This is a genomic window from Streptomyces sp. NPDC096136 (assembly GCF_044763325.1).
Taxonomy (GTDB): Bacteria; Actinomycetota; Actinomycetes; order Streptomycetales; family Streptomycetaceae; genus Streptomyces.
Map to the genome: position 1 here is coordinate 223,023 of NZ_JBIWFZ010000006.1, position 25,460 is coordinate 248,482.

A 25,460-nucleotide genomic window follows, 5' to 3' on the forward strand; every position below is an offset into this window, starting at 1 on the left:
GGTTCAGGCTGGTGCGGCCGGCCAGGCCAGGCTGCGTACGGCCGGGACCAGCGCGGTCGCCGCGCTGACCACCAGGGCGACCGACGCGGCCGTGATCAGGACGGTCGCCGGGGCGCCGTAGGCCAGCAGGTGCGGTACGGCCACCAGGGCGAGCGGCGAGACCCCCAGCGAGATCAGCCAGTCGACGCTGGAGACCCGGCCGATCAGCTCACCGGGCACCCTGCTCTGCAGGGTGGCCGCCCAGGCCACGGTGGCGGCCGACAGAACGGCTCCCACCAGGGCGGCCACCAGAACGGAGGCGATCACCGACGGGGACAGGCCGAGCACGACGAAGCCCCCGCAGACGACGGCCATTCCGCCGAAGATCAGCAGGCCCGGCGGGATCCGCCGCAGCCGGCCCACCAGCAGCCCGCCCAGCAGGGCGCCGGCGGCCTGGCTGCCGACGAGCAGGCTGTACGTGCTCGCGCCGCCGCCGAGTACGTCGGCGGAGGCGAGCGGCAGCAGGGCCTTGGCCGGGGCCACCACGAGCGCCACGCTGACACCGAAGCTGCCGATGGAGACCCACAGCCAGGCGTGGGAGAAGACGTAGCGGATCCCGCCGGTGGCCTCCTTGAACAGGCCGTCCCCCGAGGCGGGCCGGTCGGCCACCGGCCACCGTCCCGCCAGCAGCACCAGGGCGAGGGCCAGGGCGAACCCCGCCGTGCCCAGCCCCAGCGAGACGGCGGCGCCGGCCGCTGCCAGCAGGATCCCGCCGAGCGCCGCCCCCGCGATGCCCGCGGTGCGCAGGGCGATCGCCTGGAGCGAGTTGGCGGCCAGCAGCTCGGCCTTCGGCAGCAACTCGGTGAAGGCGAGGGTGAACGCGGGCTCGAACGCCCCGTCGCCGAGGCCCAGCAGCAGCCCGCAGGCGGCGATCGCCCACACGCTCCGGCCGCCCGCCGCGACCTGGGCGGCCACGCCCGCGGTGGCCAGGACGCGGGCCAGGTCGGCCCAGAGCATCACCGCGCGGGCGCCGAACCGGTCCGCGAGCGCCCCGCCGGCCAGCAGCATGAGCACGGTCCCGGTGGCCTGCCCGAACAGGGTGTAGGCCAGCAGGGCCGGGCTGCCCGAGGTGACGGCGTACCCGGCGAGCGAGACCTGGAAGACGAAGTCGCCCGTGCGGGAGAGGCACTGTCCCGTGTACAGCAGCCGGAAGCGGCGTCTGCGCAGGGGCGCCCGCAGCCCGGTCCGCGCGCCGTCCTCGTCGGCCTCCCGTCTCCGGTCCGCGGCGGCGTCCTCGGCGGCCTCCCGTTCCCGGACCGCGGCGGCGTCCTCGGCGGCGCTCACCGGCGGGCCGCCAGTTCGGCGTCGATCAGGCCGCACAGCGTCTCCAGCGGGCCGCCGGGGTCCATCATCGTGAAGTGCGTGCCGGGCGTGTCCCGGACGGTCAGCCGGCCGCCGCAGCGCATGTTCCAGCCCAGGTCGTACGCCTCCTCGGTGACGTCCGCACTGCGGTCCTCGGCGCGGAACAGGACCACGTCCCCGTCGAGCGGCTCGATGACGTGCCGTTCCAGAGCGCTGCCGTTGTGCCGGTAGGCCTCCAGCATCCGCCTCAGCCGGTCCTCGTCGTAGTCCGCGGGCAGCGAGCCCGCCGCGATGCCCTGCTCCAGCAGCTGCCGGATCCGCTCCGGCTCGGGCAGCGCGCCGAGTGCGGCCAGGTCGACGTCGAGCTTGAGCGCCATGGTGACGAGGATCCGGGTGGCGTAGTCCTCCGCGGGGTCCAGGTCCATCCGGGGGTTGGTGTCCAGCAGTGCGACCAGTCCGATCTCCTCGCCGGCCGCCTTCAGCTGCCGGGCCGCCTCGAAGGCGATGACCCCGCCCATCGAGTACCCGCCCACGTGCCAGGGACCGCCCGGGTGGACCTTGCGCATGTGCTCGATGGAGACGCGGGCCATGTCCGCGAGGGTGGAGCAGGCCTCCTCGCCGGGCTGGATGCCCGGCGACTGCAGGCCGTAGACCGTCAGCCCCTCGCCGAGGGCGCGGGCGACCGGGGCGTAGCGCACCACCGTGCCGGCGAGCGGCGGGAAGAGGTACAGCGGCGCCGTGCCCTCGACGCCCGCCCGCAGCCGCACCAGCGGACCGGCCGGCTCGGCCTCCGCGCCGTCGCGGACCCGGCGCGCCAGGGCGGCCACGGTGGGGGCGCGGAACAGTTCGTTGAGCTCCAGCCCGGTGCCGAAGTGGGCGCGGACCGATCCCATCAGCCGGACCGCCGTGAGCGAGTCGCCGCCCAGGTCGAAGAAGTCCTCGTCGATGCCGACGGCGTCGCGTCCCAGGGCCTTGGCCCACAGGGCGCACATCTCGAACTCGACGGCGTCGCGGGCCGCGGCCGAGCCGCCCCCGGCGGCCGCCCCGGGCAGGGGGCGGGCGGCGAGCGCCTTGCGGTCGACCTTGCCGCTGGGGGTCAGCGGGAAGCTGTCGACCGTCACGTAGGCGGACGGCAGCATGTAGTCCGGCAGGACTCCGCGCAGGGCCCGGCGCAGCCGCTGCGGGGACAGTTCGGCGCCGGCGGCGGGCAGGCAGTGCGCGATGAGCCGCTTGGCCCGGGCGGGCGATTCGTCCACGACGACCACCGCGTCGGCGACCCCCTCCTGGCGGCGGACCTGGGCCTCGATCTCCCCCAGCTCCATCCGGTAGCCGCGGACCTTGACCTGGCCGTCGCGGCGGCCCAGGCACTGGATCCGCCCGTCGGGCAGGGTCCGGCCGAAGTCGCCCGTGCGGTAGAGGCGGTGGCCGCCGTGGACCACGAACCGCTCCGCCGTCATCCCGGGCTTGCCGCGGTAGCCGTCGGCGAGCGCGGCCCCGAAGACGCAGATCTCGCCGGGCACACCGGCCGGCAGCGGCTGCAGGCGGTCGTCGAGGATCTCCACCCGGGTGTGCTGCACGGCCAGCCCGATGGCCGGCAGGTCCGGCCAGGTGTCCGGCGTTCCCGTGAGGCGTTCCGCCGTCACGACGTGGGTCTCCGAGGGGCCGTACTGGTTCTCCAGGAAGGCGGGCACGCGGGTGAAGAAGGTGCGCAGCGCGTCGGTCACCTGGAGCTGCTCGCCGGCGGTGACGACCTCGCGGAGCGCCTGCGGGTAGACCCCGGTCTCGGCGGCCGCGTCGGCCAGCTGCTGGAGCGCGACGAAGGGGGCGAAGACCCGGTGTACCCGCTGGGTCTCCAGGTAGCCGAGGAGCCGTGCCGGGTCACGGCGCACCTCCTCGTCGACCAGGACCAGCGTGCCGCCGCTCGCCCAGGTCGAGAAGTGCTCCTGGAAGGCCACGTCGAAGCTGAACGCCGCGAACTGCAGGGTGTTCCAGCCCTCCGCGGACGCGGAGCGGCCGAGCTGCCAGTCGATGAGGTTGGCGAGCGGCCCGTGCGGCATCTCGACGCCCTTGGGCAGACCGGTGGAACCCGAGGTGTAGATGACGTAGCCGAGGCCGGACTCCGCCGGGGCGTCCCCTTCCTGTCGTGCGGGCGCCGTGTCCGGCGACTGCGGTGCGTCGAGCCCTTCGAGCACGTCGTCCAGCAGCAGCACGCGCACGCCCTCGGGCACCGTGAGGGTGCCGGCCACGTCCGAGTGCACGAGCAGCAGCCCGGCCCCGCTGTCCTCCAGCATGTAGTCCAGGCGCTCGCGCGGGTACGCCGGGTCGAGCGGCACGTAGCCGGCGCCGCTCTTGAGCACCGCCAGCAGGGCGACGGCGAGTTCGGGGGAACGGTGCGCGCACAGGGCCACGGCCCGGTTGGTCCCGAGCCTGCGGGCCAGCCGGTCCGCGGCGAGCCGCAGCCGGGCGTAGTCGAGCTCGCCGCCGTCCCAGCGCAGGGCCGGGGCCCCCGGGATGCGGTCCGCGGTCCGGTCGAACAGCTCGTGGGCGGTCGCCGGTCGCGCGGCCCCGTGCCCGCCGGCCGGTTCGCCGTCCGTACGGACGTCCGCCGCCGCGGTCAGCGGGAGGGCGCCCACCGGGGTGAGCGGCTCGGCCGCGGCCCCGCGCAGCAGGTGCAGCAGGGCGCGGGTGAACTCCTGGGCGGCCGCCGGGGTGTAGACGCCGGTGGCGTACTCCAGGGTGCCCCGGTAGCCGTCCGCCGCGTCGGGGACCAGGGTCAGGGTGAGGTCGAACTTCGCGGTCCCCGAGTGCAGCGGGACGGCGCGCCCGGTCGCCGCGCCCAGGCGCAGCTCGGCCTCGGGCGCGTCCTCCACGACCAGCATCACCTGGAAGAAGGGCGAGCGGTCCGGGCTCCGCCCGGGGGCCAGCGCCTTGACCAGGGCCGGGAAGGGCAGGGCCGCCCGTCCCAGGTCGGCGCGCAGCTCCTTGCCGGTCCGTGCGACGAGGCCGGCGAAGGACTCCTCCGGCGAGATCCGGCGGCGCAGCACGACCGTGTTGGCCAGGTAGCCGATCAGCTCCTCCGCGGCGGCGTGCTCGCGGCGGGCCACCGGGGTGCCGATCGCGACGTCGATGGTGCCGTCGTCGGCGGCGGGCTCCTGCGAGACCCTGGCCAGCAGCAGCTGGACGGCGGCCGTGAACAGGGCGAAGGGGGTGGTGCGCTGCCTGCGGGCCAGGGCCCGCAGCGCGGCGGCCAGGTCGCCGGGGACGTCGAAGCCCTCGGTCGCGCCCCGCTGGGTCGCCGCCTCGGGACGCGACAGGTCGTGCGGCCAGGTGCTCTCCGCGGGGGCGCCGGCCAGCCGCTCGGTCCAGTAGGCCAGCTCCTCCCCGTGGCCCGCGGCCTCCTCGTCCCGTGCGATCCGGTGCTGCTCGGCGTAGGCCGGCAGTTCCCCGGCGGGCAGCGGGGTGCCGGCCAGGGCCGCCTCGTAGCCGGCGGTGAGCTCGCCGCGCAGTACCTCGACGGACCAGCTGTCGAAGCACCCGTGGTGGACGACCAGGACGAGCAGCGCCTCCTCGTCGCCGGTACGCAGCAGCAGCGCGCGCAGCAGCGGCAGAGCGGACAGCGACAGCGGCTGCGCGGCGAACGCCTCGGCGGCGCAGGCCGCTTCGGCGGCCGGACGGCCGCGCAGGTCCCGCATCTCCAGCGGTACCTCGCCCGGGGCGGCGGTGACCAGCGACGGCTCCCCGTCGTCGGTGACGCGGACGCTGCTGCGCAGCGCCGGGTGGCGCGCCAGGAGCGAGGCCAGGGCCTGGGCCAGGGCACCGGTGTCGAGGGCGCCGCGGATCTCGTAGGCGACGGGGACGTTGTAGACGGCGGACTCGCCGCGCAGCGATTCGTCGAGCCACAGCGACTGCTGGCCGGAGGAGAGCGGGACGGCGGTTACGGGGGTCATCGGATCGTTCCTCGAAACGGGGTGGGGGCGCGGCGGGACCGCGCGGAAGAGGCTGGTGGGGATGCGGGCGTACGGTTCTGCACGGACCGGCGACGGCGGTCCGGGGGCGGTCCGGGGCGGTGCGGTGCGGGGACGGCGGTCCGGGGGTGGTCCGGGGCGGTGCGGGGACGGCGGTCCGGGGGTGGTCCGGTGCGGTGCGGGGACGGCGGTCCGGGGGTGGTCCGGTGCGGTGCGGGGACGGCGGTCCGGGTGGTCCGGGGCGGTGCGCAGGCGGTACGGGGACGGTCCGGGTCGGCGGCCCGGGGACGGACCGGGGCGGTACGGGGACGGCTCCCGGCGCCGGGCGGCGCCGGGCGGCTGCCCTCGACGGGCCCCTCCGGGAGCGCCGGGGCCGCCCTAGGCCGCCGTGTCCTTCCGCCCGCCGAGCCAGGCGCGGGCCCGCTCGGTCACGCGGCGGGTCAGGAGGACGGATTCGCCCAGGTACTGCGCGGGGTCGAAGAGCACGTCCAGTTCCCGGGCGGTCAGCACCGGGCCCAGCTCGGCGTCGGCCTCGATCAGCTCGCGCAGCGACCGCTGCTCGCTGATGCCCTGCTGGATCAGCTGGTAGACCCGCTCGTGGGCGGTCTGCTTGCCGACGTGGCCGGCGAAGGCGAGCATCAGGCTCTCGGTGGCGACCTGGTCCCGTACGGACAGCACGTTGGCCAGCGCGCGCTCGGACCGCACGGACAGTCCCCCCAGGACCCGCGTCGCGATCTCGCAGGCCGTCAGGGTGTAGTGGGAGACGTCCGGGACGCAGACCCACTCCATGCGCAGCGTCCGGCCGTCCCGTTCGTGGTCGCCGCCCATCGCGGTGAGGGCCGTGCCGACCTGGGCCGCGGCCAGCCGCGCCATGACCACGATCTGCTCGCAGCCCTCGGGGTTGCGCTTGTGGGGCATCGTGGAGCTGCCGACCTTGCCCAGGTACCAGGCCTCCTGCACCTCGCCGATCTCCGGCCGGCCGAGGGTGCGGATCTCGTCGGCGATCCGGCCCAGGGTGCCGGAGACCATCGCGAGGGTGGAGACGTACTCGACCATGCGGTCGCGGGCCGCGTGCCAGCCGGTGTCGGGCACGCTCAGGCCGAGCCGCCCGGCGAGCCGCTCCAGCAGCTCCGGGCCGCGCCCGTCGAAGCCGGCCATGGAACCGGCGCCGCCGAACAGCTGGAGCACCAGCACGCGCGGCCGCATCGCCTCGATGCGCTCGGCGTGGCGCAGCAGTTCGTCGATCCAGCCGGAGGCCTTCAGGCCGAAGCCGATCGGCAGGGCCGGCTGGGCGTGGGTGCGGCCGAGCACCACCGTGGCGGCGTGCTCCTCGGAGATCTCCACCAGGCGTGCCACCAGGCCGGCGATCAGCTGCTCCAGGTGGTCCAGCACCCGCTTCATGGCCAGTACCTGGCCGGTGTCCTGGATGTCCTGGGTGGTGGTCCCGAAGTGGATGAACTCGCCCGCCTCGGGTCCGCACACCGTCTGGAAGGCCCGCAGGACGCCGACCAGCGAGTGCGCGGTGCGGCGGATCTCGGACCGGACGCCGTCCAGGTCGAGGAGGCCGACGCGGGCGCTGTCTGCGATGCGGTCGGCGGCCCACTGGGGGATCATGCCGAGTTCGGCCTGGGCGAGGGCGAGCTGGGCCTCGACGTCCAGCCAGCTCTGGAAGCGGCAGACGTCGCAGAAGATCTCCCGGCTGGTCTCGGTGGCGTAGATGTGGCCGTAGAAGCGGGAGTCGGTGATGTGGCCCCGCTCGTGGCTACAGGGGCCGTCGTCCGCTGCGGTGTCCATGGTCGCGGTCGTGTCCTGGGTGGGAGCGGTGGCGGTGGCCCGGGCTGCGTGCAGGGTGAGGGTGCTCAACGGTTCTCTCCGGTGGTGGCGCCGATGACGGTGCGGCGGGAACGGGCGGCACGGCGCAGTGCGCTCTGCGAGTAGGGGCCGGTGCCGTAGGGGCGGTCGCCCCGCTTGTCGATCGCCACCGAGGCGAAGTCGAGGGCGGCCCGGCGGGGGGTGGTGCGCAGGTTGCGCGCCCGGCTGAGCAGGTCGTCCAGGAGGTCGTCCATCATCGCCGCGACGCTGTCGAGGACTTCCTGGGGCGTGGGGGTGGCGGCCGGGCCGAACAGGGCGTCGATCGAGGCGGAGCCGCCGATCCCGCCGATGAAGTCCGGTACGACCAGCACCCCGTGGTCGGCGAGCGTCTGCTCGACGGGGGCGCTGAGGCCGTGGTTGGACCCGACCACGACCACGGGGCACGGCAGCACCCGGGCCTGCTCCTCGCCGATGGCGTTCTCGCCCGCGGCGAGGACGAGCACGTCCGCGGGCAGGTCCAGCAGGCTTTCGCGGGGCAGGCGCAGGGCGCCCGGGGCGAGGGAGTCGACGGCGCTGGTCTGGGGGCTGTCCAGCATCCGGGCGATGTCCAGCCCGCGGGGGTCCACCACGCAGGCGTGGGCGTCGGCGACGGCGGTGATGCGGACGCCGTGCTCCAGCAGCGAGTAGGCGGCGGCCCGGCCCATGTTGCCGAAGCCCTGGAGGGAGCAGGTCAGGGCGGAGAGCTCGCGCCCCTGGCGGCGAGCGGTCGCCAGGGCCGCGTGGGCCAGTGCGTGGCCGGCCCGGCGCTGGCCGAGGGTGAGCGCGCCCACCGGGGCGTCCAGGGCGCGCAGCCGGTCGAAGAAGTCCTGGTCGCCGATGCCCTGGGCCTTCCTCACCACGTACTTGATGGAGGGGATGCCCTCCAGGGCGGCCAGCTCCTCCAGCTCGTGCCAGCGGGTGCCCATGTCGCAGCCCATGCTGAACCGCTCGGACAGCTCCTCGCGCAAGAAGGCGAGGAACCGGCGGACCGCGGCGGGCTTGCCCGGGGAGGCCGGGTCGTAGTCGATGCCGGCCTTGGCGCCGTCGACGCCGAGGCCGAGCACGCGCTGCTTGAGGGTCATCCGGGAAGCCAGGGAAGCGACGAGCTCCCCGGTGACCCCGGGCTGGACGCGGAATCCGCCGGCGGCGATGTCGGCGGTGTGCCCGTCGTAGACGAGCCAGCCGCCGAAGCCTTCGACAGGGTCGGTGTACTCAATGGTGGTGGACACGACTTGCCTCTTTCCTCCGCACCGGATGTGGCTGCCGGTCGAGCCGACGGAAGAAATCTCGCACCGGGAATTCGGCGGGACCAGATCCGGCCGGATCAGGAAGCTGCACCCGTCCCGGCAGTTTCCTGTCAGCCGTCTCCGGGGCGTGCCCCCGGTGCGCTGGTAGAAAGAACCGGCCAGGCCGGTTCAGGCCAACTCCACTGGAAGAAAAGCCTCGTGAGGGGGAACCGTCGTGCAGACAGTCGTACGGACACGGGAACCGGAGACACCGGACCGGGAAGGGGGCCGGGCAGGGGGCCGGGGACGGGGTGTCCGCACCGTGGTGAAGGTGGGCTCCTCCTCGCTGACGACCGCGGCCGGCGGCCTGGACGCCGAACGGCTGGACGCGCTGGTCGACGCGCTGGCCGCGGCCCTGGGCAGGGGCGAGCAGCTGGTGCTGGTGTCGTCCGGCGCCATCGCCGCGGGCCTGGCTCCGCTGGGTCTCGCCGCCCGGCCGGCCGACCTCGCCCACCAGCAGGCCGCCGCGAGCGTGGGGCAGGGGCTGCTGATCGCCCGCTACACGGCCTCGTTCGCCCGGTACGGCATCCGCGTCGGCCAGGTCCTGCTCACGAACGACGACGTCACGCGCGACGGGCAGTTCGGAAACGCCCGCCGCACCCTCGACGCGCTGCTGGCGATGGGGGTGCTGCCGGTGGTCAACGAGAACGACACCGTCGCCACGGACGAGATCCGCTTCGGGGACAACGACCGGCTCGCCGGCCTGGTCGCCGGACTGGTCCGGGCCGACCGGCTGGTGCTGCTCTCCGACGTGGACGGGCTCTACGACGCCGATCCGCGGCTGCCCGGCAGCCGGCGCATCCCCGAGGTGCGCTCCGGAGCCGAACTCGGCGGACTCGACCTCTCCTCGCCCGGATCCGGGCTCGGCACCGGGGGCATGGCGAGCAAGCTCGCCGCCGCGCGCAGCGCCACCGAGGCCGGCATCACCGTTCTGCTGACCTCCGCCCCGCAGGCGGCCGAGGCACTGGCCGGTCGGCCGTGCGGCACCCTCTTCCACGCGTGCGGGGCCAAGGGATCCGATGTCCTCGACGCTTTCATGGACGTGGTCCGCGACGTCACCGGGCGGCCGGACATCACCCCCGACACGCAATTCCTCGACATCGGCGGAACATCGCTCCAGGCCATGCGCATATGTGCCCGCCTGCGCACCCTGACGGGAATTCCCTTCGCCCCGCAGGAGGTTTTCGAAAGTGCTTCGCTGAGGGAATTCCTCACCTCCTGTACGGAGATGCGCAATGCCGCGTGAAAGCGCGGCCGCCCCCGGTGCCGGAAGCCGTCTCGTCCACGCGGCCGTCACCCGGCAGGCGCGTCTGCGCCCCGGGGCCACGGCCCTCGTCGAAGGCTCCGCCCGGATCTCGTACCGCACCCTCGACCACGCCGCCGACACCTACGCCGCCTGCCTCCAGGACCTCGGCGTCCGCCCCGGCGACCTGGTTCCCGTCGGCATGCCCCGCGGCGCCCGGCTGATCGCGGTCCTGCTCGCGGTCCTCAAGTGCGGGGCCGGGTACGCCGTCCTCGACCCCGCCCAGCCCGCCTTCCGGCGCCGCGAGACCGTCAGCCGGCTCGGGTCGCCCGTCATGGTCGCGTCCGCCCCGCAGCCCGACGACGAGCCGGCCGCGGGCCGCCGTACGCGCGTCTGGACCCCGCCGGCCGGGACCCTGGAGGAGGCCGCCGCCCGCCGGGTCCGCGCCGTCGGCCTCCGGGTCGACGGCAGCTCCACCGCCGCGGTCTTCCTCACCTCGGGCACCAGCGGCCCGCCCAAGGCCGTGCTCTCCCCGCACGCCGCCACCACCCGGCTGTTCGCCGGCCGGCCCCTCGCCGGACTGGGCCCCGGCCGCACCATGGCCCAGGCGGCGCCCGCCTCCTGGGACGCCTTCTCCCTGGAGGTGTGGGGTCCCCTCACCACCGGGGGCACCTGCGCCCTCGCCGCCCGCGACCAGCTGCTCCCCGACGACCTGCGCCGGCTGCGCGAGCAGAGCGGGGTGGACACCCTCTGGCTCACCTCGGCCGTCTTCAACCTGTTCGTGGACGAGGACATCGACGCGTTCGGCGGCCTGCGCACCGTCCTGACCGGCGGCGAGACGCTCTCCCCGCCCCACGTGCGGTCCTTCCTGGCACGCCATCCCGGCATCACCCTGATCAACGGCTACGGCCCGGTGGAGAGCTGCGTCTTCGCCACCACCCGCACCATCCGCCCCGAGGACTGCGACCTGCCGAACGGCATCCCGATCGGCACCCCCGTACCCGGCACGGACGTGCACCTGGTCGGCGGCGAGATCTGGGTGACGGGCGAGGGCCTGGCCCACGGATACCTGGCCGATCCGGCCGCCACCCGCGCCGCGTTCACCACGCTCACCCTGGAGGGGCGGACACGGCCCGCGTACCGCACCGGCGACCGGGGCGAGTTCGACCGGCACGGGGTGCTGCACTTCCTCGGCCGCGCCGACCGGCAGGTCAAGATCGCCGGCCACCGTCTGGAGCCCGCAGGCATCGAGTCGGTGGCGCGTACCGTGCCCGGCATCCGGCACTGCCACGTCCTGCCGGTCCCCGCCCGGGAGACCGGCCCGGGCACGGCCGGCGCCGCCCCCGACCACCTGGCCCTGTTCTACACCTCCTGGTCCAGCGATCTGACGGCCGCCGTCATCCGCCGCGCCCTCGCCGACCGGCTGCCCCGCTACAGCGTGCCCGCCGCCGTCTACCGGGTGCCCTACCTGCCCGTCACCCCCAACGGCAAGGTCGACCCGGCCGCCCTGCTGTCCACCCTCACCGCCGCACGGAGCACGTCATGACCGCCGCCTCCCCGTCCGCTCCGTACCCCATGACGTACGAGCAGGAGTCGATCTGGCTCAACGACCAGCTCCACGACGGGGCCTCGCGCTACGTCGAATCGTGGAACCACCGCCTGCGCGGCCCCCTCGACGAACGGGCCGTCGAGACCGCCCTCACCGGGATCGTGGAGCGGCACGCCACCCTCCGCTCGCGGCTCGCCCTGGAGGACGGCCGGGCCGTGCAGTACGCCGAGGAGCCCCGCCCGGTGGGCGTGGACCGACGGACGGTGCCGCCCGGCGGGCTGGACCGGGCCCTGCGCGAGGCGGTCGGCGGAACCCTCGACCTGACCCGGCCCCCGCTCCTGCGGGCCACGCTCCTCCAGGTGGGGCCGCAGGACGCCGTCCTGGCCGTCGCCCTCCACCACGCCCTGGTCGACGGCTGGTGCTTCCGCCTGCTGGACCTGGAGTTCAGCGCCCGCTACCGGGCGGCGCTGGAGGGGCGGCCCGCCGAGCTGCCGCCGCTGGAGAAGACCTTCGCCGACTACGCGCGGGAGCAGCGGTCCCGCCCCGCCGCCCACCACGGGGAACTGCTCGCCCACTGGCGCCGGGTCCTGGACGGTGCGCCCGCCCAGTCCACCGTGCCCTCCGCGCGCACCCGCCCGGACGTCCCCGACCACCGCGGCGGGCAGGTCCGCTTCCGCATCGGGCCCGGCACCGGCCGCCGGATCCGCGAACTCGCCCGGCTCCACCGCACCAGCACCTTCTGCGTCCTGGCCGCCGCGCTCACCGCGCTGGTGGCCCGCTCCGGCGACCAGGACGACGTGGTCATCGGCACCCCGGTCTCGCGCCGCGACGCACCGGACCTCGAACCGCTCCTCGCCTGCCTCACCGACGTCCTGCCGCTGCGTCAGACCGCCGACCCCGCACGCACCTTCGCCGAGCTCCTGCGCTCCACCAGGGACACCGTGTGGGACGCGGTCACCCATCGCGACATCCCCTTCGGCCACCTCGTGAAGGCCCTGGACGGCGAGCGCAGCCCGGCCCGGTTCCCGTTCTTCCAGGTGGTCCTGACCGTCGACGACGCCGCCGCACCCGGCCTCGACCTCCCCGGGATCACCGCCCGGCAGGTCCGCGTCGACCACGGCACCGCCAAGTTCGACCTCTTCTTCCACCTGGTGCCCGAGGACGGCGGCTACCTCGGCCTGCTGACCTTCTCCGACGCCCTCTACGACGTTCCGCACGCGCAGCGCATCGCCCAGTGGTTCACCACCCTCCTCGACGGTGCGCTGGCCCGGCCGGACACGGCGATCGGCGAGCTGCCGATGCTGTCCGGCGCCGAGTACGCCCGGGTCGCCCGGGAGTTCACCGAGGGGCCCCCGGCCCCCGCCGAACCGCTCCTGGCCCATGAGGCGTTCAGCCGCCAGGCACGGCTCGCCCCGGACCGGCCGGCCGTCGTCGACGGCTCCCGCGAGATCGGCTACGCGGCCCTGGACGCCGCCGCCGACCGGCTCGCCCGGCGGCTCACCGCCCTGGGCGCGGGCCCCGGCCGGCGCGTCGCCGTCCGTCTGGACCGGGGCCCCGACGTCCCGGTGGCCGTACTCGCCGTACTCAAGAGCGGCGCCTGCTGCGTCCCGCTCGACCCCGCGCTGCCGGCCGGCCGGACCGACCTGGTGCTCGCGGACAGCGGCGCCTCGATCCTGCTCACCCGCACGGACACGACGGGACCCCGCCCGGCCACCGCGGACCTGCGGATACTCACCCTCGACACCCCGGACCCGACGCCGGAGCCCGCCACGCCAGAGGCCGCCGTACGGGAGCCCGCCGCGCCCGGACTGGCTGCGTCCCCCCTGACCTCCGCCGGCCCGGACGATCTGGCCTACGCCGTCTACACCTCCGGCTCGACCGGCGCGCCCAAGGGCGTCGCCATGCCGCACCGGAGCCTCGCCAACCTGGCGGACTGGCAGCGCCGCCGCTCCGCTCCGGCCCCCCGGACCCTCCAGTACGCCCCCATCGGATTCGACGTCTTCTTCCAGGAGCTCTTCGCCACGTGGGCGGGCGGCGGCACCCTGGTGCTGGCCGGGGACGACGTGCGCAAGGACCCGGCGCTGCTCCTCGCCCTCGCCGCCGACCGGCGCGTCGACCGGCTCTTCCTGCCCTTCGTCGCCCTCCAGCAGCTCGCCGACCACGCCGCGGCGGCCGGCCTCGGCTGCCCCGTCCCCGAAGTGATCACCTCCGGCGAGCAGCTCCACGTCACCCCCGCCGTCCGCGCGTTCTTCGCCGGTACCGGGGCGTCCCTGGACAACCAGTACGGCCCCTCGGAGACCCACGTGGTCACCGCGCACCGGCTGACCGGCGACCCCGCGCACTGGCCCGCGCGGCCGCCCATCGGCCGCCCCGTGCAGAACGCCCGCGTCGAGATCCTGGACCGGGCCGGGCGGCCCGTGCCGCAGGGTGCGCCGGGCGAGATCCGGGTCGCCGGCACTCCGGTGGCCGACGGCTACCTCGGGAACCCGGAGCAGGCAGGGCTCCGCTTCCGCCCGGACCCCCGCGTGGCGGGCGGACGGTGCTACCGGACCGGCGACCTGGGCCGGTTCGGCCCGGACGGGCTCATCGAGTTCCTGGGACGCGACGACGACCAGGTCAAGATCCGCGGCCACCGGGTGGAGCCCGGCGAGGTGGAGTCCGCGCTGCGCGCCCTGCCGGGCGTCGCCCAGGCCGCGGTCACCGTGGTCCCCGGGCCCGCGGGGCCCCGGCTGCACGCCCACTTCGTACCCGGCCCCGGCGCCCCCGGCCCCACCCCCGGCGAGGTCCGTACCGCGCTGGCCGCCGTACTGCCCGCGTACTGCGTGCCCTCGCGGGTAGTGGCCCACACCGGCTTCCCGCGTACCGCGACCGGCAAGCTCGACCGCCTCGCGCTGGACCGCGCCCTGCCCCCCGCCGCGCCCGCCGCCACCCCCGCCGCACCCCCGGCGACCGCCGCCGGGCGCATCGTCGCCGCTGCCTGGCAGGAGGTGCTGGGGCAGCCGCCCGCGGGCCCGGACGCGAACTTCTTCGAGGCCGGAGGCGACTCCCTGCTGGCCGTCCGCCTCGTCCTCGCCCTGCGCGCCGCCACCGGCAGGACCCTCCCCGCCCATGCCGTCTTCGGATCCCCCACCCCCGGCGCCCTCGCGGCCCGGCTCGACGGAACGGGCGCACCCGACGAGGAGGCACCCGGCCTGTCCGCCGACGCGGTCCTGCCCGCGGACATCCGGCCCGCCGCCACCGTCGACTCCTGGACCGCCGCTCCGCGCCGGCTGCTCCTCACCGGAGCCACCGGGTTCCTCGGCGCCCACCTCCTCCACGAACTCCTCACCCGTACCCCGGCCGAAGTGCACTGCCTGGTCCGCGCCGCAGACCCGGAAGCCGCCCGGGCCCGGGTCCTCGCCTCCCTGAACGCCCACCGGCTGTGGCGGCCCGGGTTCGCCGGCCGCGTGCACGCGGTCCCGGCCGATCTGGCCGCCCCGCGCCTGGGCCTGGCGCCGGAGCTCTTCGACGAGCTGGCCCGTACCGCCGACGCCGTCTACCACTGCGGCGCCGCCGTCAACCTGGCGCACTCCTACGACCGGTTGAAGGCCGCGAACGTCGGCGGCACCGTCGAGCTGCTCCGTCTCGCCGCCCGGCACCGGACCGTACCCCTCCACCACATCTCCACCGTCGGCGTCCTGGCCCCGGAGCCCGGTGCGGGTCCGGTCGTCCACCCCGACGACCCCCTGCCCGGCCCCGGGCTGCTCCGGCACGGCTACGCGCAGAGCAAGTGGGCGGCCGAGAAGCTGCTGGCACAGGCCGCCGACCGCGGCCTGCCGGTCACCGTCCACCGCCCCACCCGGATCGCCGCGGACACGGCCACCGGCATCTGCCAGCCCTCCGACTACTTCTGGCTGCTGCTCAAGGCCTGTGTCGAGGCGGGCCTCGCCCCCACCGGGGACCCCGGCGGGGAGATCGTCTTCGACCTGGTCCCGGTCGACCACGTGCGGGCCGCCGTGGTCGCGCTCACCCTCCGCCCGGACACCGTCGGCCGTACCTTCCACATCGCCGCCGACCAGCGGCTGGGCCTGGACACCGCCGTCGGCTGGCTGCGCGCGCTGGGCCACCGCATCACCGCCACCACCGGCGCCGCCTGGGCGGCCCACGTCGAGGCCCACCGCCTCCCCACCGGCCTGTCCCTGCTCGCCGCCGTCCGCGACGGCGCGGGCGAGACCGCCCTGCGCTACGACGTCTCCCCGACCCGGGCCCTGCTGCCGGGCACCGTCCCGGCGCCGCTGACGGCCGAGGGGTTCGCCGCGACGGTGGCCCACTTCACGGAGACGGGCTTCTTCCCGCCCCCGGCCCAGGCCGCTCGGTAGGCCCGGTTCACCGCGTACCACCGGCGGACCACCCGTCGGGCCACCCGTCGGACCACCCGTCGGGCCACGGTCCGTCCCGTGCCGTGGTGTTCGTGGGACGGTGTCCGGTGACGAGGCGATCCTGAGCGGCCGTGCCCGTGCTGACTGCGCGGCCCCGAGGGTGCTTCGCAGTCTTACGTTCCCCGCCGCGGGGTACACGCGTCCGCGCGGTACGAACCGGTGACGGAGGGAGCGCTCCATGGAGGTACGCAGGAAACTCGCCGCGGCGGTGCGCAGGAACAGGCCGACCGCACGGGCCGCACGGGTCCGGGAGCCCGTCCCCGTGCCCCGGCCGCCGGTCCGGCCGTGGGTGCGGGCCCTCGCGATGCTGGCGGCCTTCGCCGCGACGGTGCTCTTCAGCCTCGTTCTCGCGCGCCTCACGCTGCAGCCCTCGGCGGCTTCGGCCGGGCTGGTGCACAGCAACACGCACCCGGGTGCCTCGATCGGCTCGTACCTCGACGGGTCCGTCCGCGAGGCCGCCGTGCAACTCGGCGGGAACGTCCTGCTCGGCGTGCCGTTCGGCATCCTCCTCCCGGTCCTCCTGCCCCCGGCACGCGGGCTGCTGAGGGTCGTGGCGGTGACGGCGGCGGTGATGACCCTGGTGGAGCTGATCCAGGGCGCCCTGGTCACCGGACGCGCCTTCGACGTGGACGACGTCCTGCTCAACACCGCGGGCGCGCTGCTCGGCTACCTCCTCCTGGGCCGCCCGATGGGCCGCGCCGTCCACCCCCGCCGCCACCACTGGTGGCACCGCACGACCCGGCGCGCCGACCTCCCGCCGGCCCCGAAGGGCGAGCCGACGGGGCGGGGTTGAGAGGTTCAGGGCGCGGGGCAGGAGGAGGAGCGGTTCATGTCGCCTTCCGCCGGGGCGAACGCGTTCCACGTCGTGGGGAACGCCTTGACCGCGTTCCCCAGGTTGGAGCTGAAGTCCGCCGACCACCGGGTGCGCACGTACTCCTGCAGGGCGCGGTACACCTTCCTGCACGACTCCACGGGCGTCCCCTTGGCGAGAGCGATGGCGTAGAAGCCGGCCGGCCGGCCGTCCGTCACCGCCGGTGGCACCTCGACGTCGTCGTACTTCTCCGTGTACCCGTACAGCTCCACCTGGGAGTCGAGGACCGCGTCCACCTCGTGGCCGCGGAGCGAGGCGACGCATTCCGCGAGCCCGGGCCGCTTCTCGATCTGCGCGCCGTTCTCGTTGAGCAGGGCCTCCTGGGAGGTGGAACCCGCGCGCGTGCAGACCTTCCGGCGGGACAGGTCCTTGAAGGAGGAGACGCCCTGGTCCCCCTTCCGGACGAGGACCCCGTGGTAGCTCCGCAGGTAGGGGCCGACGAAATCCATCGCTCCCTTCCGCGTCTCGGTGATCTCGACGTGGGCGACGAGCACGTCCACCCGCCTCTGCTGCAGCGCCGCCAGCCGCTCCTCCGCGGTCAGCGCCACGAACCGCGGGCTCTGGCTTCCGAATCCGAGGTTGCGGGCGAGCCAGGCGCTCATGGAGGTCTCGAACCCGCGGGAGGCGCCCCCGCTCAGGGTGCTCAGCCCGGGCGCGTCGATCGTGACGCCGATGGTCAGCGGGTTCCCGTCGCTCCCGTTCAGGGGGTCGTGCGCGGACGGCCCGGCCGGCGGCGGGTCCCAGGCGAGCGAGACCCCCAGCGCCACCACGAGGGCGAGGCACGCGGCGACGACGGCGGGACGCCGCGGGGCGGGAGTTCCCGGCGGCTCGTTGTCCGGAGTTGTCCTGGACAACCGGCTCCCCCCGGCCGGAGGTGGCGCGGACCCCGGACCCCCGGGCCCGACGGCCTCGCCCACGATGTCCGGCGGCGCCGCCATGGCGGCGCCGGGCTCCAGCCGCGCCAGTTCGGCGAGGTCCGCCACCTCCTCTTCGGCCCGGGTGCGCTCGCCGGCGATGGCCGCCAACCGCTCGTCCAGGACGTCCATCACCACCTCCGGTGCCGGAAGCAGCGCGACCGGCGCCGTGGGGGAGTGGTCCGGCAGAACCGGCTCCGGGATCTGCGCGATGTCCTGGTGGAGCCGGGCGAGCTCCTCCCTGGCGGCGATCATCTCCGTGGCCAGGGCCTGCCGGGCCTGCTCCGCCGTGTAACGGCGGGACTGCGCCCGGTCCAGTTCCCGGGCGATGCGCTCCGAACGCACCCGGGCCTCGGCGAGCCGCAGCTTCAGCCCGGCCCGCTCCCGGTCCGTGGCCATGCGCAGCTGCGCCCTCGTGGAGTCGATGACCACCCCCAGCAGGGCGCCCATGTCCCGCAGGGTGCCCACGGTCGCGTTCGCCTTCTCGGCCGCCAGCTCGGCCCGGAACCTGCCTTCCGCGGCTTTGGCGAGCCGCTCGTGGAGGTCGACCAGGGCCGAGTCGCCGCCCTGCGGGTGCCGGGACTCCTCGTCAGCGGCCTTCCAGAGCCGGTTCGCCTCCCGCAGGCGTGCGGCGAGGGCGTGGCCGTCGACAGGGGTCACGGCCTTCACCAGGGCGCCGAGCGTCCGCTGGGGGATGATCGCGGAGCCGTTCATGTACGTCGCCCAGGTCGCCCGGCTCGGCCGGCCCATGAGCTCGTGCACCTCCTTGATCGCACGCGGCCGCGTGATGCGGACGATGAACTCCGCGAGCGCCCTGGCTCTCGGCCGCTGGACGAACCGCCTCTGCCGCGCCATCCGAACCCCCGGTTGTCCAGCCCAGACCGGTCATGTCCAGGCGTCCCACCTCGTCGACCAGCCCCGACGCATCGTCAGGGCCCGGACACATCACACCAGTCGGCACGGTCGCAGCGGACCCGAATCCCCGGATTCCCGCTCCCCCTTCCCGCTGCCCCTCCGCTCCGGAGCCGACCATGACCACGACCTGGACCGTCCTGCGCGACTTCCTCCTCGACGACGTACTCGGCAACCTCACCTCGGCCGCCCTCCTCACCGCCACCGCCTGGTCCGCCCGCAGGCTCCGCGCGGCACGCACCGCACGCCGCAGCGACCGCGCCCCCGATCGCGACCGGAGCTCCGCCGAGTAGCGACCGACCGCCCCGCCCTGTGCGGCGAGGGCACGGCAGCCGAATCGTGATGTCCGAGAAGATCGATCACACGTACGATCCAGCGTGTGATCAGCACAGCCGTCGATTCCACCTCCCAGAGCTACGCCCTCGGCCGGGTGCTGGGGTCCTCCCTCGTCTTCGCCGTCGCCCTCGTGGTGCTCTGGCGCGCCACCCGTTCCTGGCGCGCACCGTCGACGCCCCCCGGCGGCGACCACTCCGACACCGTGCGCCGGGCGGCGAAGCGCCGCCGGCTGGTCGTCGGGGCGACGGTCCTGATCGCGGTGGTGGCCGTGGTCCAGGCGGTACGCGGCTACGACCCCGAGCCGCGCGCCGCGGAGGCGCTGCCGCGATCATCCGCCGAGCGGACCTCGACTCCGAGCACGGGCGGCCCACAGGCGGCCGTGCCGGGTTCCTTCGCAGACTTCCGGCTGATGACCGGAGCCGCGGCCGAGCAGACGAAGACCGCGTGGCTGGCGGGCGGGACGCTTCCCGAAGGAACGTCGGCGGGCTTCTACGATCAGAACGCCGACGACACAGCCGACCTCATCCTCATGATCCGGACGACCGAGGCGAACCCGGGGCTCAAGGCGGAGAAGGCGCGCATGTCCATCCGCCAGGAGTTCAGGAACTTCATCGCCGGGGCGAGGGCACACGACGCCACCACGTTCGACGCCGGCGAGTACGGCGGCGGGCTGATCTGCGGACTCGTGACGCAGCCCGCCCGTGACCGGGCCGTCTGCGCATGGAGCGACGCCGACACCTTCGCCGTCACCACCCTGCTCAACCCCGCCACACTCCCCGACGCCGCGACAACGACCCTCGCCGCGCGCAGCGCCGCCATGAACTGAACGACGGCCCGGCACCGCCACTCCGACACGGGGGCGGGGCCCCGCGTCGTTCGGCTGACGGGCCCAGCGTTCCGTGCGCCGCGCGATGAAGGCGTCGAGGTCAGGCGCCAGCGTGGAGGTAGGCCGCCCACAGGGACGGGGTCCGGGGGAGGCGGTCGCGGAGCGCGCGCACCGCCGTGTGGAGGGCGAGCGCGGCGCGGCCGGTATCGAGTGCGCCCGTGTCGGCCCGGATGTGGCGGTAGAAGGCGTCCGCGACGTCCACGGCGGTCGCGTCGTCGATCGCCCACAGCGTGCCGACCACATGGGGGAAGCCCGCGAGCTGGAACGCCGAGGTCAGGTGGATCGCCTCGTCGAGCAGGTCGGCGGCGTCGATCGCGGCGGTGTGGCATGCCGACAGGTACGCCAGCTGCGCGTTGCGGAGGTCGATCGGGCCGAGCGAGCCCACGGTGAGCGGGTCGCGGGCGTGGTCGTGGAGCAGGAGCCGGCTGCTGGAGGGGTCGGTGGGGTGACTGGCACCGTGGCAGGCGAAGTGCGCGATGGCGCAGGTGGGGAGCTGGGCCAGGACGTTCGCCTTCGTGGGCAGCAGCGTGGTGGCGACGGTGCCGGGATCGGGTTCGCGCAGCAGGACGTGGTGGGGAAGGTGCTGCTGCACCTTCGCGGTCTCGGCAGGGACGTGGAAGAGCTGGCCGTGGTCGTCGCCGAGGCCGGGGGTGGTGGGCATGGCCACCACCAGGGCGCGAGTGCCGTGGAGGGTGGGGGTGGCCCGCTGACGGGTGTGGCGCAGGACCCGGACGGTGGGGGTGTACGAGGAGACGACCCGGTCGAGGGCGGTGTCCCCCTGGCGCGTGTCGGCGTCCTCCGTGTGGTGGTGGCCGGCGGCGTGGACGGGCAGCAGGCCCAGCAGTCCTCCGGGGGCCCACCACACCCGGGGCCAGGGGTCCTCGGGCGCCGTCCGGGGCCCGTGGCCCAGCGCGGTGAGGACCGGATCGACCGCGGCGTCCCACAGCCACTTCAGGGTGTGGGACAGCGTGGCCTGGGCCTTGCGCTGTTCCCTTCGCTCGCCGGTCTCCACGATCTGGAGCGCCCGGTGGAAGGCGATCACGTGCTCGCCGATGGTGGCTCTGTCGAGCGCGGGCAGGGGTACCGCGGAGACGCCGCTCCCGGTGACCAGGAGGGCGTCGCTGCGATGGGCCGCGGTGTTGAAGACCACGACGGGTCCGTGCTCTGCCTGGGTGAGGAGGTCGTCGGTGGTGGGGGGACGGCCGAAGGAGTCGAAGCCGTCGAGCTCCCGGATCTCTTCCAGGGTCCGCTCGAACGCGGCTGCGCTCTGGTGCCGGTCGAGGGTCTGCCGGGTCGCGTCGTTTCCCACGGCGGAGGTGTCGGCCGGGTCGTCGAGTCGCCGGCGCTGGGCGACGAAGCGCTCCGCCAGCGCGGGGTGCTGCCGGTGGAGGTCGGCGAGGTCGCTGCGCGCGTCCATGCGCTGGCTCAGCATCACTGCCCGCCCGGTTTCCAGGAGTTGGAGGGCGCGCAGGGCCCGATCGGCCTCGTTTCCGGGTGTGTGGGCCAGGGCGAGCGCGGCGGCCTCCGCGGCGAGTCCGCCCACGTCACTGAGGGCGTGCTGCTGGTCCGTGCGGTCCTGTTGACGCGGCGCCAGCTTGGGCAGGAGCAGAACCGCGGCGTCGAGCAGTGCCGCCGCCCGCGCCTGCTCGCTCTGCGATCGCACGAGCAGCTGGGCTGCCTGCCAGGCGGCGGCCAGGCGTTCGGACGGCGATCCGAGCTCGCCCTCCCACGCGGAGGTGTAGGCGGACACCGCCCGTCGGCGGTCGTCCTCGCTCGCCGTGTGGTGGAAGCGGTGTTCGAGGGCTTGGCCCAGGTTGAGGAGGAATGCCGTGCGCCCGGGGTGGTCGGCCGGGGCGGAGCGGACTGCTGCCTGACACCGGTCGACGGCCTCGACGAGGTCGTCCGCGTAGCGGGCGTCCAGGGCGAACCGCGTCACCAGGCGGCGCCCGAGATTGCTCTGGAGCAGGGCGCGGACGGGATGGTCGGCCGGTATGCCCCGGAGGGCCTCCCGGCCCAGGGAGATGGCCTCGTCGAGGTCTGCGGCGTTCGCGGCGTGATGGAAGCGCTCGCCCAGCGTGTTCGCCAGGCCGTTCGCGAAGAGGCCGTGGTCGGGGTGGGGGAGAGGGGTGGCGCGGTGGGCCTCGCGGTGGGCGCCCACGGCCGCCTCCAGATCCGCCGGGTCGCCGAAGCGCTCGAAGCGGGCCAGCAGGGCGTTGCCGAGGCCGGACTGGTAGGGCGCGAGGTACACGTCGTGGGCGGGAGTCACGCGAACCGCCTGGCGGCCGGCGTCGACGGCCTCGTCCAGGTCCGCCCGCACGCCGGCGGACTTGAAGCGGACGCGCAGCGCGAGCCCGAGGTTGTGCAGGTACATCCGCTGGTTCGGGTGGCCGAGGGGAGTGACGCGGACTCCTTCGCGGCCGAGGCGGACGGCTTCGTCCAGATCGGCCGGGTCCCCGAAGCGCAGGAAGCGCAGGCGCAGTGAGAAGCACTGGTTGGACAGGCGCATGCCCTGGAACGGGTGTCCGCTGCCATCGGCCTGGATGGCGTCGCGTCCGAACCCGACGGCCGCGTCCAGGTCGGACCTGTTCCCGAAGTGCTCGAAGCGGGTCCGCAGCGTATTCGCCAGGCTTGTCAGGTAGGCCCCTTGCTCGGGGCTCCCGGAGCCGGCGAGCTCCACCGCCTTCCGGGCCAGATCGACGGCTTCGTCCAGGTCCGCCCGCCGTCCCGCCTGTTCGAACCTCACCCGCAGTGTGTTGGCCAGGTTGGACAGGTGACCGGGAGCGTTCGGGTCGCTCAACGGGAACGTGTCGAGCGCCCACGTGCCGACGTCGACGGCGTCGTCCAGGTCGGCGACGTCGCCGTTGCACTCGTAGCGGGCGAACAGCATGACCGACATGCCGGACGCCGCGTACAGGTCCACCTGCTCGGGATGGTCGGACAGGACGCATTCCCACGCCACCACGGCACGGGAGATCGCCCCGGGGTCTCCGGACGCGATCGCCCGGGCGGTCAGCTCCGCGGCGGCGGCCACCGCCCGGGTGCCTGCGCCGGGGCCGGTGGCCAGGTGCCGCACGCCTGACCGAAGCCCTGCCAACAGTCGCGCTCGTCGTCGATGCCACGTCACATTCGGTGACTGTAGTCGTACAAGTGGCTACCAGGAGAGGGGTTTTGCCGATACGGTCGGCACTGCCGCGCCCGTCGCCTCCCCTGGGATCCGGCCCGTCGCGGGGACGTATGGACCGGCTCTTGGGGGGTTCGATGGCCGACGACGCTGACGGGGCAGCCGAGCGCACACGCGCCGCCCTGGCCTACGTCTGTACCCATGTCGAGGAGATCCGCGAGGATCTGCTCGACACCGGCGACGCCGTGCCGCTGGACCGGGTGACGGCGGCGTTGCACACCGACGGGGACGTGTCCGGGCCGCTGGACGTCCTCCACGCCCGCCTGCAGGCGGACGGCGACGCGGCAGGCGTGTACGGCAGCTCCCGCAGCGTTCGCCTGGCCGGGACCAGCGCGGCCGGGGCCGGTCATACGGTCTACCTGTGTCCCACGGCCCGTTGCTCACGGTGGTGGTGGCCGCAGGACACGGCACCTCTGCCCCGTTGCGGGATCGTGGGGCAGAGCCTGCGTCGGACCCGGCTGTAGCGGACGATGGTCGATCTGCTGTCCACACTCGGCTCCAAGCTGGCGGAGCGCTGGATCTCACTGCTCGCGCTGCCCGGCGCGCTGTACCTCGCGGTCGCCGTCGCGGCGCACACCCTCGGGCACCGCCACGCCTTCGCCGTCCGTCAGCTGACCGTGCAGGTGGATGCCTGGGCGAAGGCCCCCGCCGCGCACACCCTGGGCGGTCAGGTCGTGCTGCTGGCCGCCGTCCTGGCCGGTTCGGCCGTGGTCGGTCTGGCCGCCCATGCGCTCGGGTCGACGGTGGAACGGGTGTACCTCGCCGCCGACTGGCTCGCCTGGCCGTCGCCGCTGCGCCGGCTCGCCGGCCGCCGGGTCGCCCGTCGGCAAGTGCGCTGGGACGCTGCCGCAGGCGTCGTGCGGCAGGGGCTGGGCGCGACCATCGGCGCCGCAGTGCGCAACGAGCGCAGGCCCCAGCCCGACGCCGCGGCCCTGGACGCCGCCCGCCGGGCCATGGACCGCATCGCCGCCGAGCGCCCTGTCCGGCCCACCTGGAGCGGGGACCGCATCCACGCCGCCGCCGTCCGGCTGGACCGTGACCACCACCTCGACCTCGCCACCGTCTGGCCCGCTCTGTGGCTGATGCTCCCGGACACCGCGCGCACCGAGATCACCGACGCCCGGCAGGCGCTCACGCGCGCCACCGGCCTGTACGCCTGGGCACTGTTCTATCTGCCGCTCAGCGTGTGGTGGTGGCCCGCCGCGCCGGTCGCCGCCGTGCTCGCCGTCATCGGCCGGATCCGCACCCGCGCCGCCACCGAGACGTACGCGCTGCTCGTGGAGGCCGCCGTCCGCGTGCACGCCGCCGAGCTCGCCCGCAGCCTCGGGCTCGATGTCCCCGCAACGCTCACCCAAGCCGTCGGCGACGCCCTCACCCGTCTGCTCGCGACCTCCCCGGTGACCCCGGCGGACCCGACGCCGGCCGGAGGAGCAACACAAGGAATTCCACGCTCCCGCCGGTAACGCATGCGGAAGGGGGGCCTGGGGGCGCCCCTCAGGCCACCGAAGCCGGCTCGCCGCTCTTCTCGGCACCGCCGGACCCGACGTCGTTCGAGGGCGTCCGGCAAGGCATCGACGCCTGCCGCGCCACCTGCACCGCGTTCGCTTCCTGCGGGGGCGCCCACGCCGCCAACCGGGGCGTGCCGTGTCACTCCTTCGAGCAGGGCGATCTTGGAGCTGGTGCAGTACCGGTCCTGGTGCCGTCGGACCGGCCGTCGTGCTCGGGGGAACCTCTGGAGCAGGAGCAAGCAGCCACGCGGGCGGGGCGGTCCTGCCACAGCGCGCGGCCGCCCCTGCGTCACGATCAAGGAGCACCACATGTCCACTCGCACCTTCGGCCACGCCACCATCACCCTGCCCGAACTCGACGACCTCGGCCTCTCCCTCTCCCGCGTCGACACCCTCGACAGCCCCCGAGGCACCGTCCGGGACTTCACGTACGGGCAGGCGGACCTGCGCTCGCTCGACCTCTCGGACGCGCGGCTCATCACGGGCCGCATCGCCGGCCTCCATGCCAAACGGGCGGAGTTCGAGGCCGTCGACCTGCACCGTGTGGAGATCACCGGCAGCGACCTCGGAACGGCCCGCTGGACCGAGAGCAAGCTGACCCGCGTCCACATCCGCGACTGCAGGCTGATGGGCGCCGCCCTGGACGGCCTGGTGCTCGATGACGTCCTCTTCGAGAACTGCAGGTTCGACTACGCCACCTTCGAGAAGGTCCGCGCCACCGGTCCCGTCGCCTTCACCGGCTGCGCTTTCACCGAGGCCACGTTCACCGACTGCGACCTGACCGACGCCGTGTTCTCCGAGTGCACCTTGCGCCTCACCGAGTTCGGCGCCGGCCGGTACCGGGACCTGGACCTGCGCGGCAACGACCTCTCACGCATCCGCGGCGTCGCCAACCTCTCGAAGATCCTCATCAACCCCGCCCAGCAGGCCGATCTCGCCGAGGCCCTCGTGGCCGACCTCGACATCACCCTGGCAGACGACTGACCGGCAGGCCTCCGTGCCCCTGCACATCGCGTACGGCGACCGGGCCGCGCTCCGCGCCCGCTGCGAGGTCGCCGCCGTCCGCACCACCCGCGAGGACGAGAGCGCCTACGAACCCGGCGCGGTCGACTCGCCGTCGGCCCGAGCGAGCGGCGCAGTGAAGCCTTCCCCCACGTGCCGTCGGCGGCCCCGGCCTGGCGCAGGGCCGCCGCGTCGAT

The 25,460-nt window shown here is 74.8% G+C and carries 15 protein-coding genes; 9 read left to right on the forward strand and 6 right to left on the reverse strand.

The window, feature by feature from the left end:
- Positions 1-3: 3 nt before the first annotated feature.
- From ACIRBY_RS15570 to ACIRBY_RS15585, 4 genes are all read right to left on the reverse strand, one after another.
- Positions 4-1,323: an MFS transporter gene (locus ACIRBY_RS15570; RefSeq protein WP_403900924.1), complete on the reverse strand. Its 1,320-nt coding sequence runs from the start codon at positions 1,321-1,323 to the stop codon at positions 4-6.
- Positions 1,320-5,288, reverse strand: coding sequence for an amino acid adenylation domain-containing protein (locus ACIRBY_RS15575; protein ID WP_403900925.1), 3,969 nt, complete (start codon positions 5,286-5,288; stop codon positions 1,320-1,322). The genes ACIRBY_RS15570 and ACIRBY_RS15575 overlap by 4 nt, the downstream gene beginning before the upstream one ends.
- A gap of 396 nt (positions 5,289-5,684) precedes the next feature.
- Positions 5,685-7,169 (reverse strand): adenylosuccinate lyase family protein, encoded by a 1,485-nt coding sequence (locus ACIRBY_RS15580; RefSeq protein WP_403900926.1) that lies wholly within the window; start codon positions 7,167-7,169, stop codon positions 5,685-5,687.
- Positions 7,166-8,386 (reverse strand): Glu/Leu/Phe/Val dehydrogenase dimerization domain-containing protein, encoded by a 1,221-nt coding sequence (locus ACIRBY_RS15585; RefSeq protein ID WP_403900927.1) that lies wholly within the window; start codon positions 8,384-8,386, stop codon positions 7,166-7,168. The genes ACIRBY_RS15580 and ACIRBY_RS15585 overlap by 4 nt, the downstream gene beginning before the upstream one ends.
- Before the next feature lie 319 nt (positions 8,387-8,705).
- Here ACIRBY_RS15585 and proB point away from each other — a divergent pair, with 319 nt between their 5' ends.
- From proB to ACIRBY_RS15605, 4 genes are all read left to right on the forward strand, one after another.
- Positions 8,706-9,689: a glutamate 5-kinase gene (gene proB / locus ACIRBY_RS15590; RefSeq protein WP_403900928.1), complete on the forward strand. Its 984-nt coding sequence runs from the start codon at positions 8,706-8,708 to the stop codon at positions 9,687-9,689.
- Positions 9,679-11,232, forward strand: coding sequence for an AMP-binding protein (locus tag ACIRBY_RS15595; RefSeq protein ID WP_403900929.1), 1,554 nt, complete (start codon positions 9,679-9,681; stop codon positions 11,230-11,232). Before proB ends, ACIRBY_RS15595 begins: the two co-directional genes overlap by 11 nt.
- On the forward strand, positions 11,229-15,593 hold the full coding sequence (locus ACIRBY_RS15600; RefSeq protein WP_403900930.1) for an amino acid adenylation domain-containing protein: 4,365 nt from the start codon (positions 11,229-11,231) through the stop codon (positions 15,591-15,593). The genes ACIRBY_RS15595 and ACIRBY_RS15600 overlap by 4 nt, the downstream gene beginning before the upstream one ends.
- Before the next feature lie 238 nt (positions 15,594-15,831).
- Positions 15,832-16,446 carry a VanZ family protein gene (locus tag ACIRBY_RS15605; protein ID WP_403900931.1) on the forward strand — a complete coding sequence of 205 codons (615 nt, stop codon included), beginning with the start codon at positions 15,832-15,834 and terminating at the stop codon, positions 16,444-16,446.
- Between the two features lie 5 nt (positions 16,447-16,451).
- Here the strand turns inward: ACIRBY_RS15605 and ACIRBY_RS15610 are convergent, their stop codons facing one another.
- A complete protein-coding gene (locus ACIRBY_RS15610; protein WP_403900932.1) occupies positions 16,452-18,293 on the reverse strand; it encodes a transporter substrate-binding domain-containing protein in 1,842 nt (613 codons plus the stop codon).
- A 176-nt stretch (positions 18,294-18,469) separates the two neighbouring features.
- Between ACIRBY_RS15610 and ACIRBY_RS15615 the strand changes: the two genes are divergently transcribed.
- Both ACIRBY_RS15615 and ACIRBY_RS15620 read left to right on the forward strand, forming a co-directional pair.
- Positions 18,470-18,643, forward strand: a complete 174-nt coding sequence (locus ACIRBY_RS15615) for a hypothetical protein (RefSeq protein ID WP_403900933.1) — start codon at positions 18,470-18,472, stop codon at positions 18,641-18,643.
- An 86-nt stretch (positions 18,644-18,729) separates the two neighbouring features.
- Positions 18,730-19,512, forward strand: coding sequence for a hypothetical protein (locus ACIRBY_RS15620; protein ID WP_403900934.1), 783 nt, complete (start codon positions 18,730-18,732; stop codon positions 19,510-19,512).
- Positions 19,513-19,612: 100 nt separating this feature from the next.
- Here ACIRBY_RS15620 and ACIRBY_RS15625 read toward each other — a convergent pair whose 3' ends face one another.
- Positions 19,613-22,645 carry a CHAT domain-containing protein gene (locus tag ACIRBY_RS15625; protein ID WP_403900935.1) on the reverse strand — a complete coding sequence of 1,011 codons (3,033 nt, stop codon included), beginning with the start codon at positions 22,643-22,645 and terminating at the stop codon, positions 19,613-19,615.
- A 185-nt stretch (positions 22,646-22,830) separates the two neighbouring features.
- On the opposite strand from ACIRBY_RS15625, the gene ACIRBY_RS15630 reads away from it, so the two are divergent.
- From ACIRBY_RS15630 to ACIRBY_RS15640, 3 genes are all read left to right on the forward strand, one after another.
- On the forward strand, positions 22,831-23,217 hold the full coding sequence (locus tag ACIRBY_RS15630; protein ID WP_403900936.1) for a hypothetical protein: 387 nt from the start codon (positions 22,831-22,833) through the stop codon (positions 23,215-23,217).
- A 6-nt stretch (positions 23,218-23,223) separates the two neighbouring features.
- Complete coding sequence (locus ACIRBY_RS15635) at positions 23,224-24,216, forward strand: hypothetical protein (protein WP_403900937.1); 993 nt, start codon at positions 23,224-23,226, stop codon at positions 24,214-24,216.
- A 354-nt stretch (positions 24,217-24,570) separates the two neighbouring features.
- Positions 24,571-25,245: a pentapeptide repeat-containing protein gene (locus ACIRBY_RS15640; protein ID WP_403900938.1), complete on the forward strand. Its 675-nt coding sequence runs from the start codon at positions 24,571-24,573 to the stop codon at positions 25,243-25,245.
- Positions 25,246-25,460 lie beyond the last annotated feature (215 nt).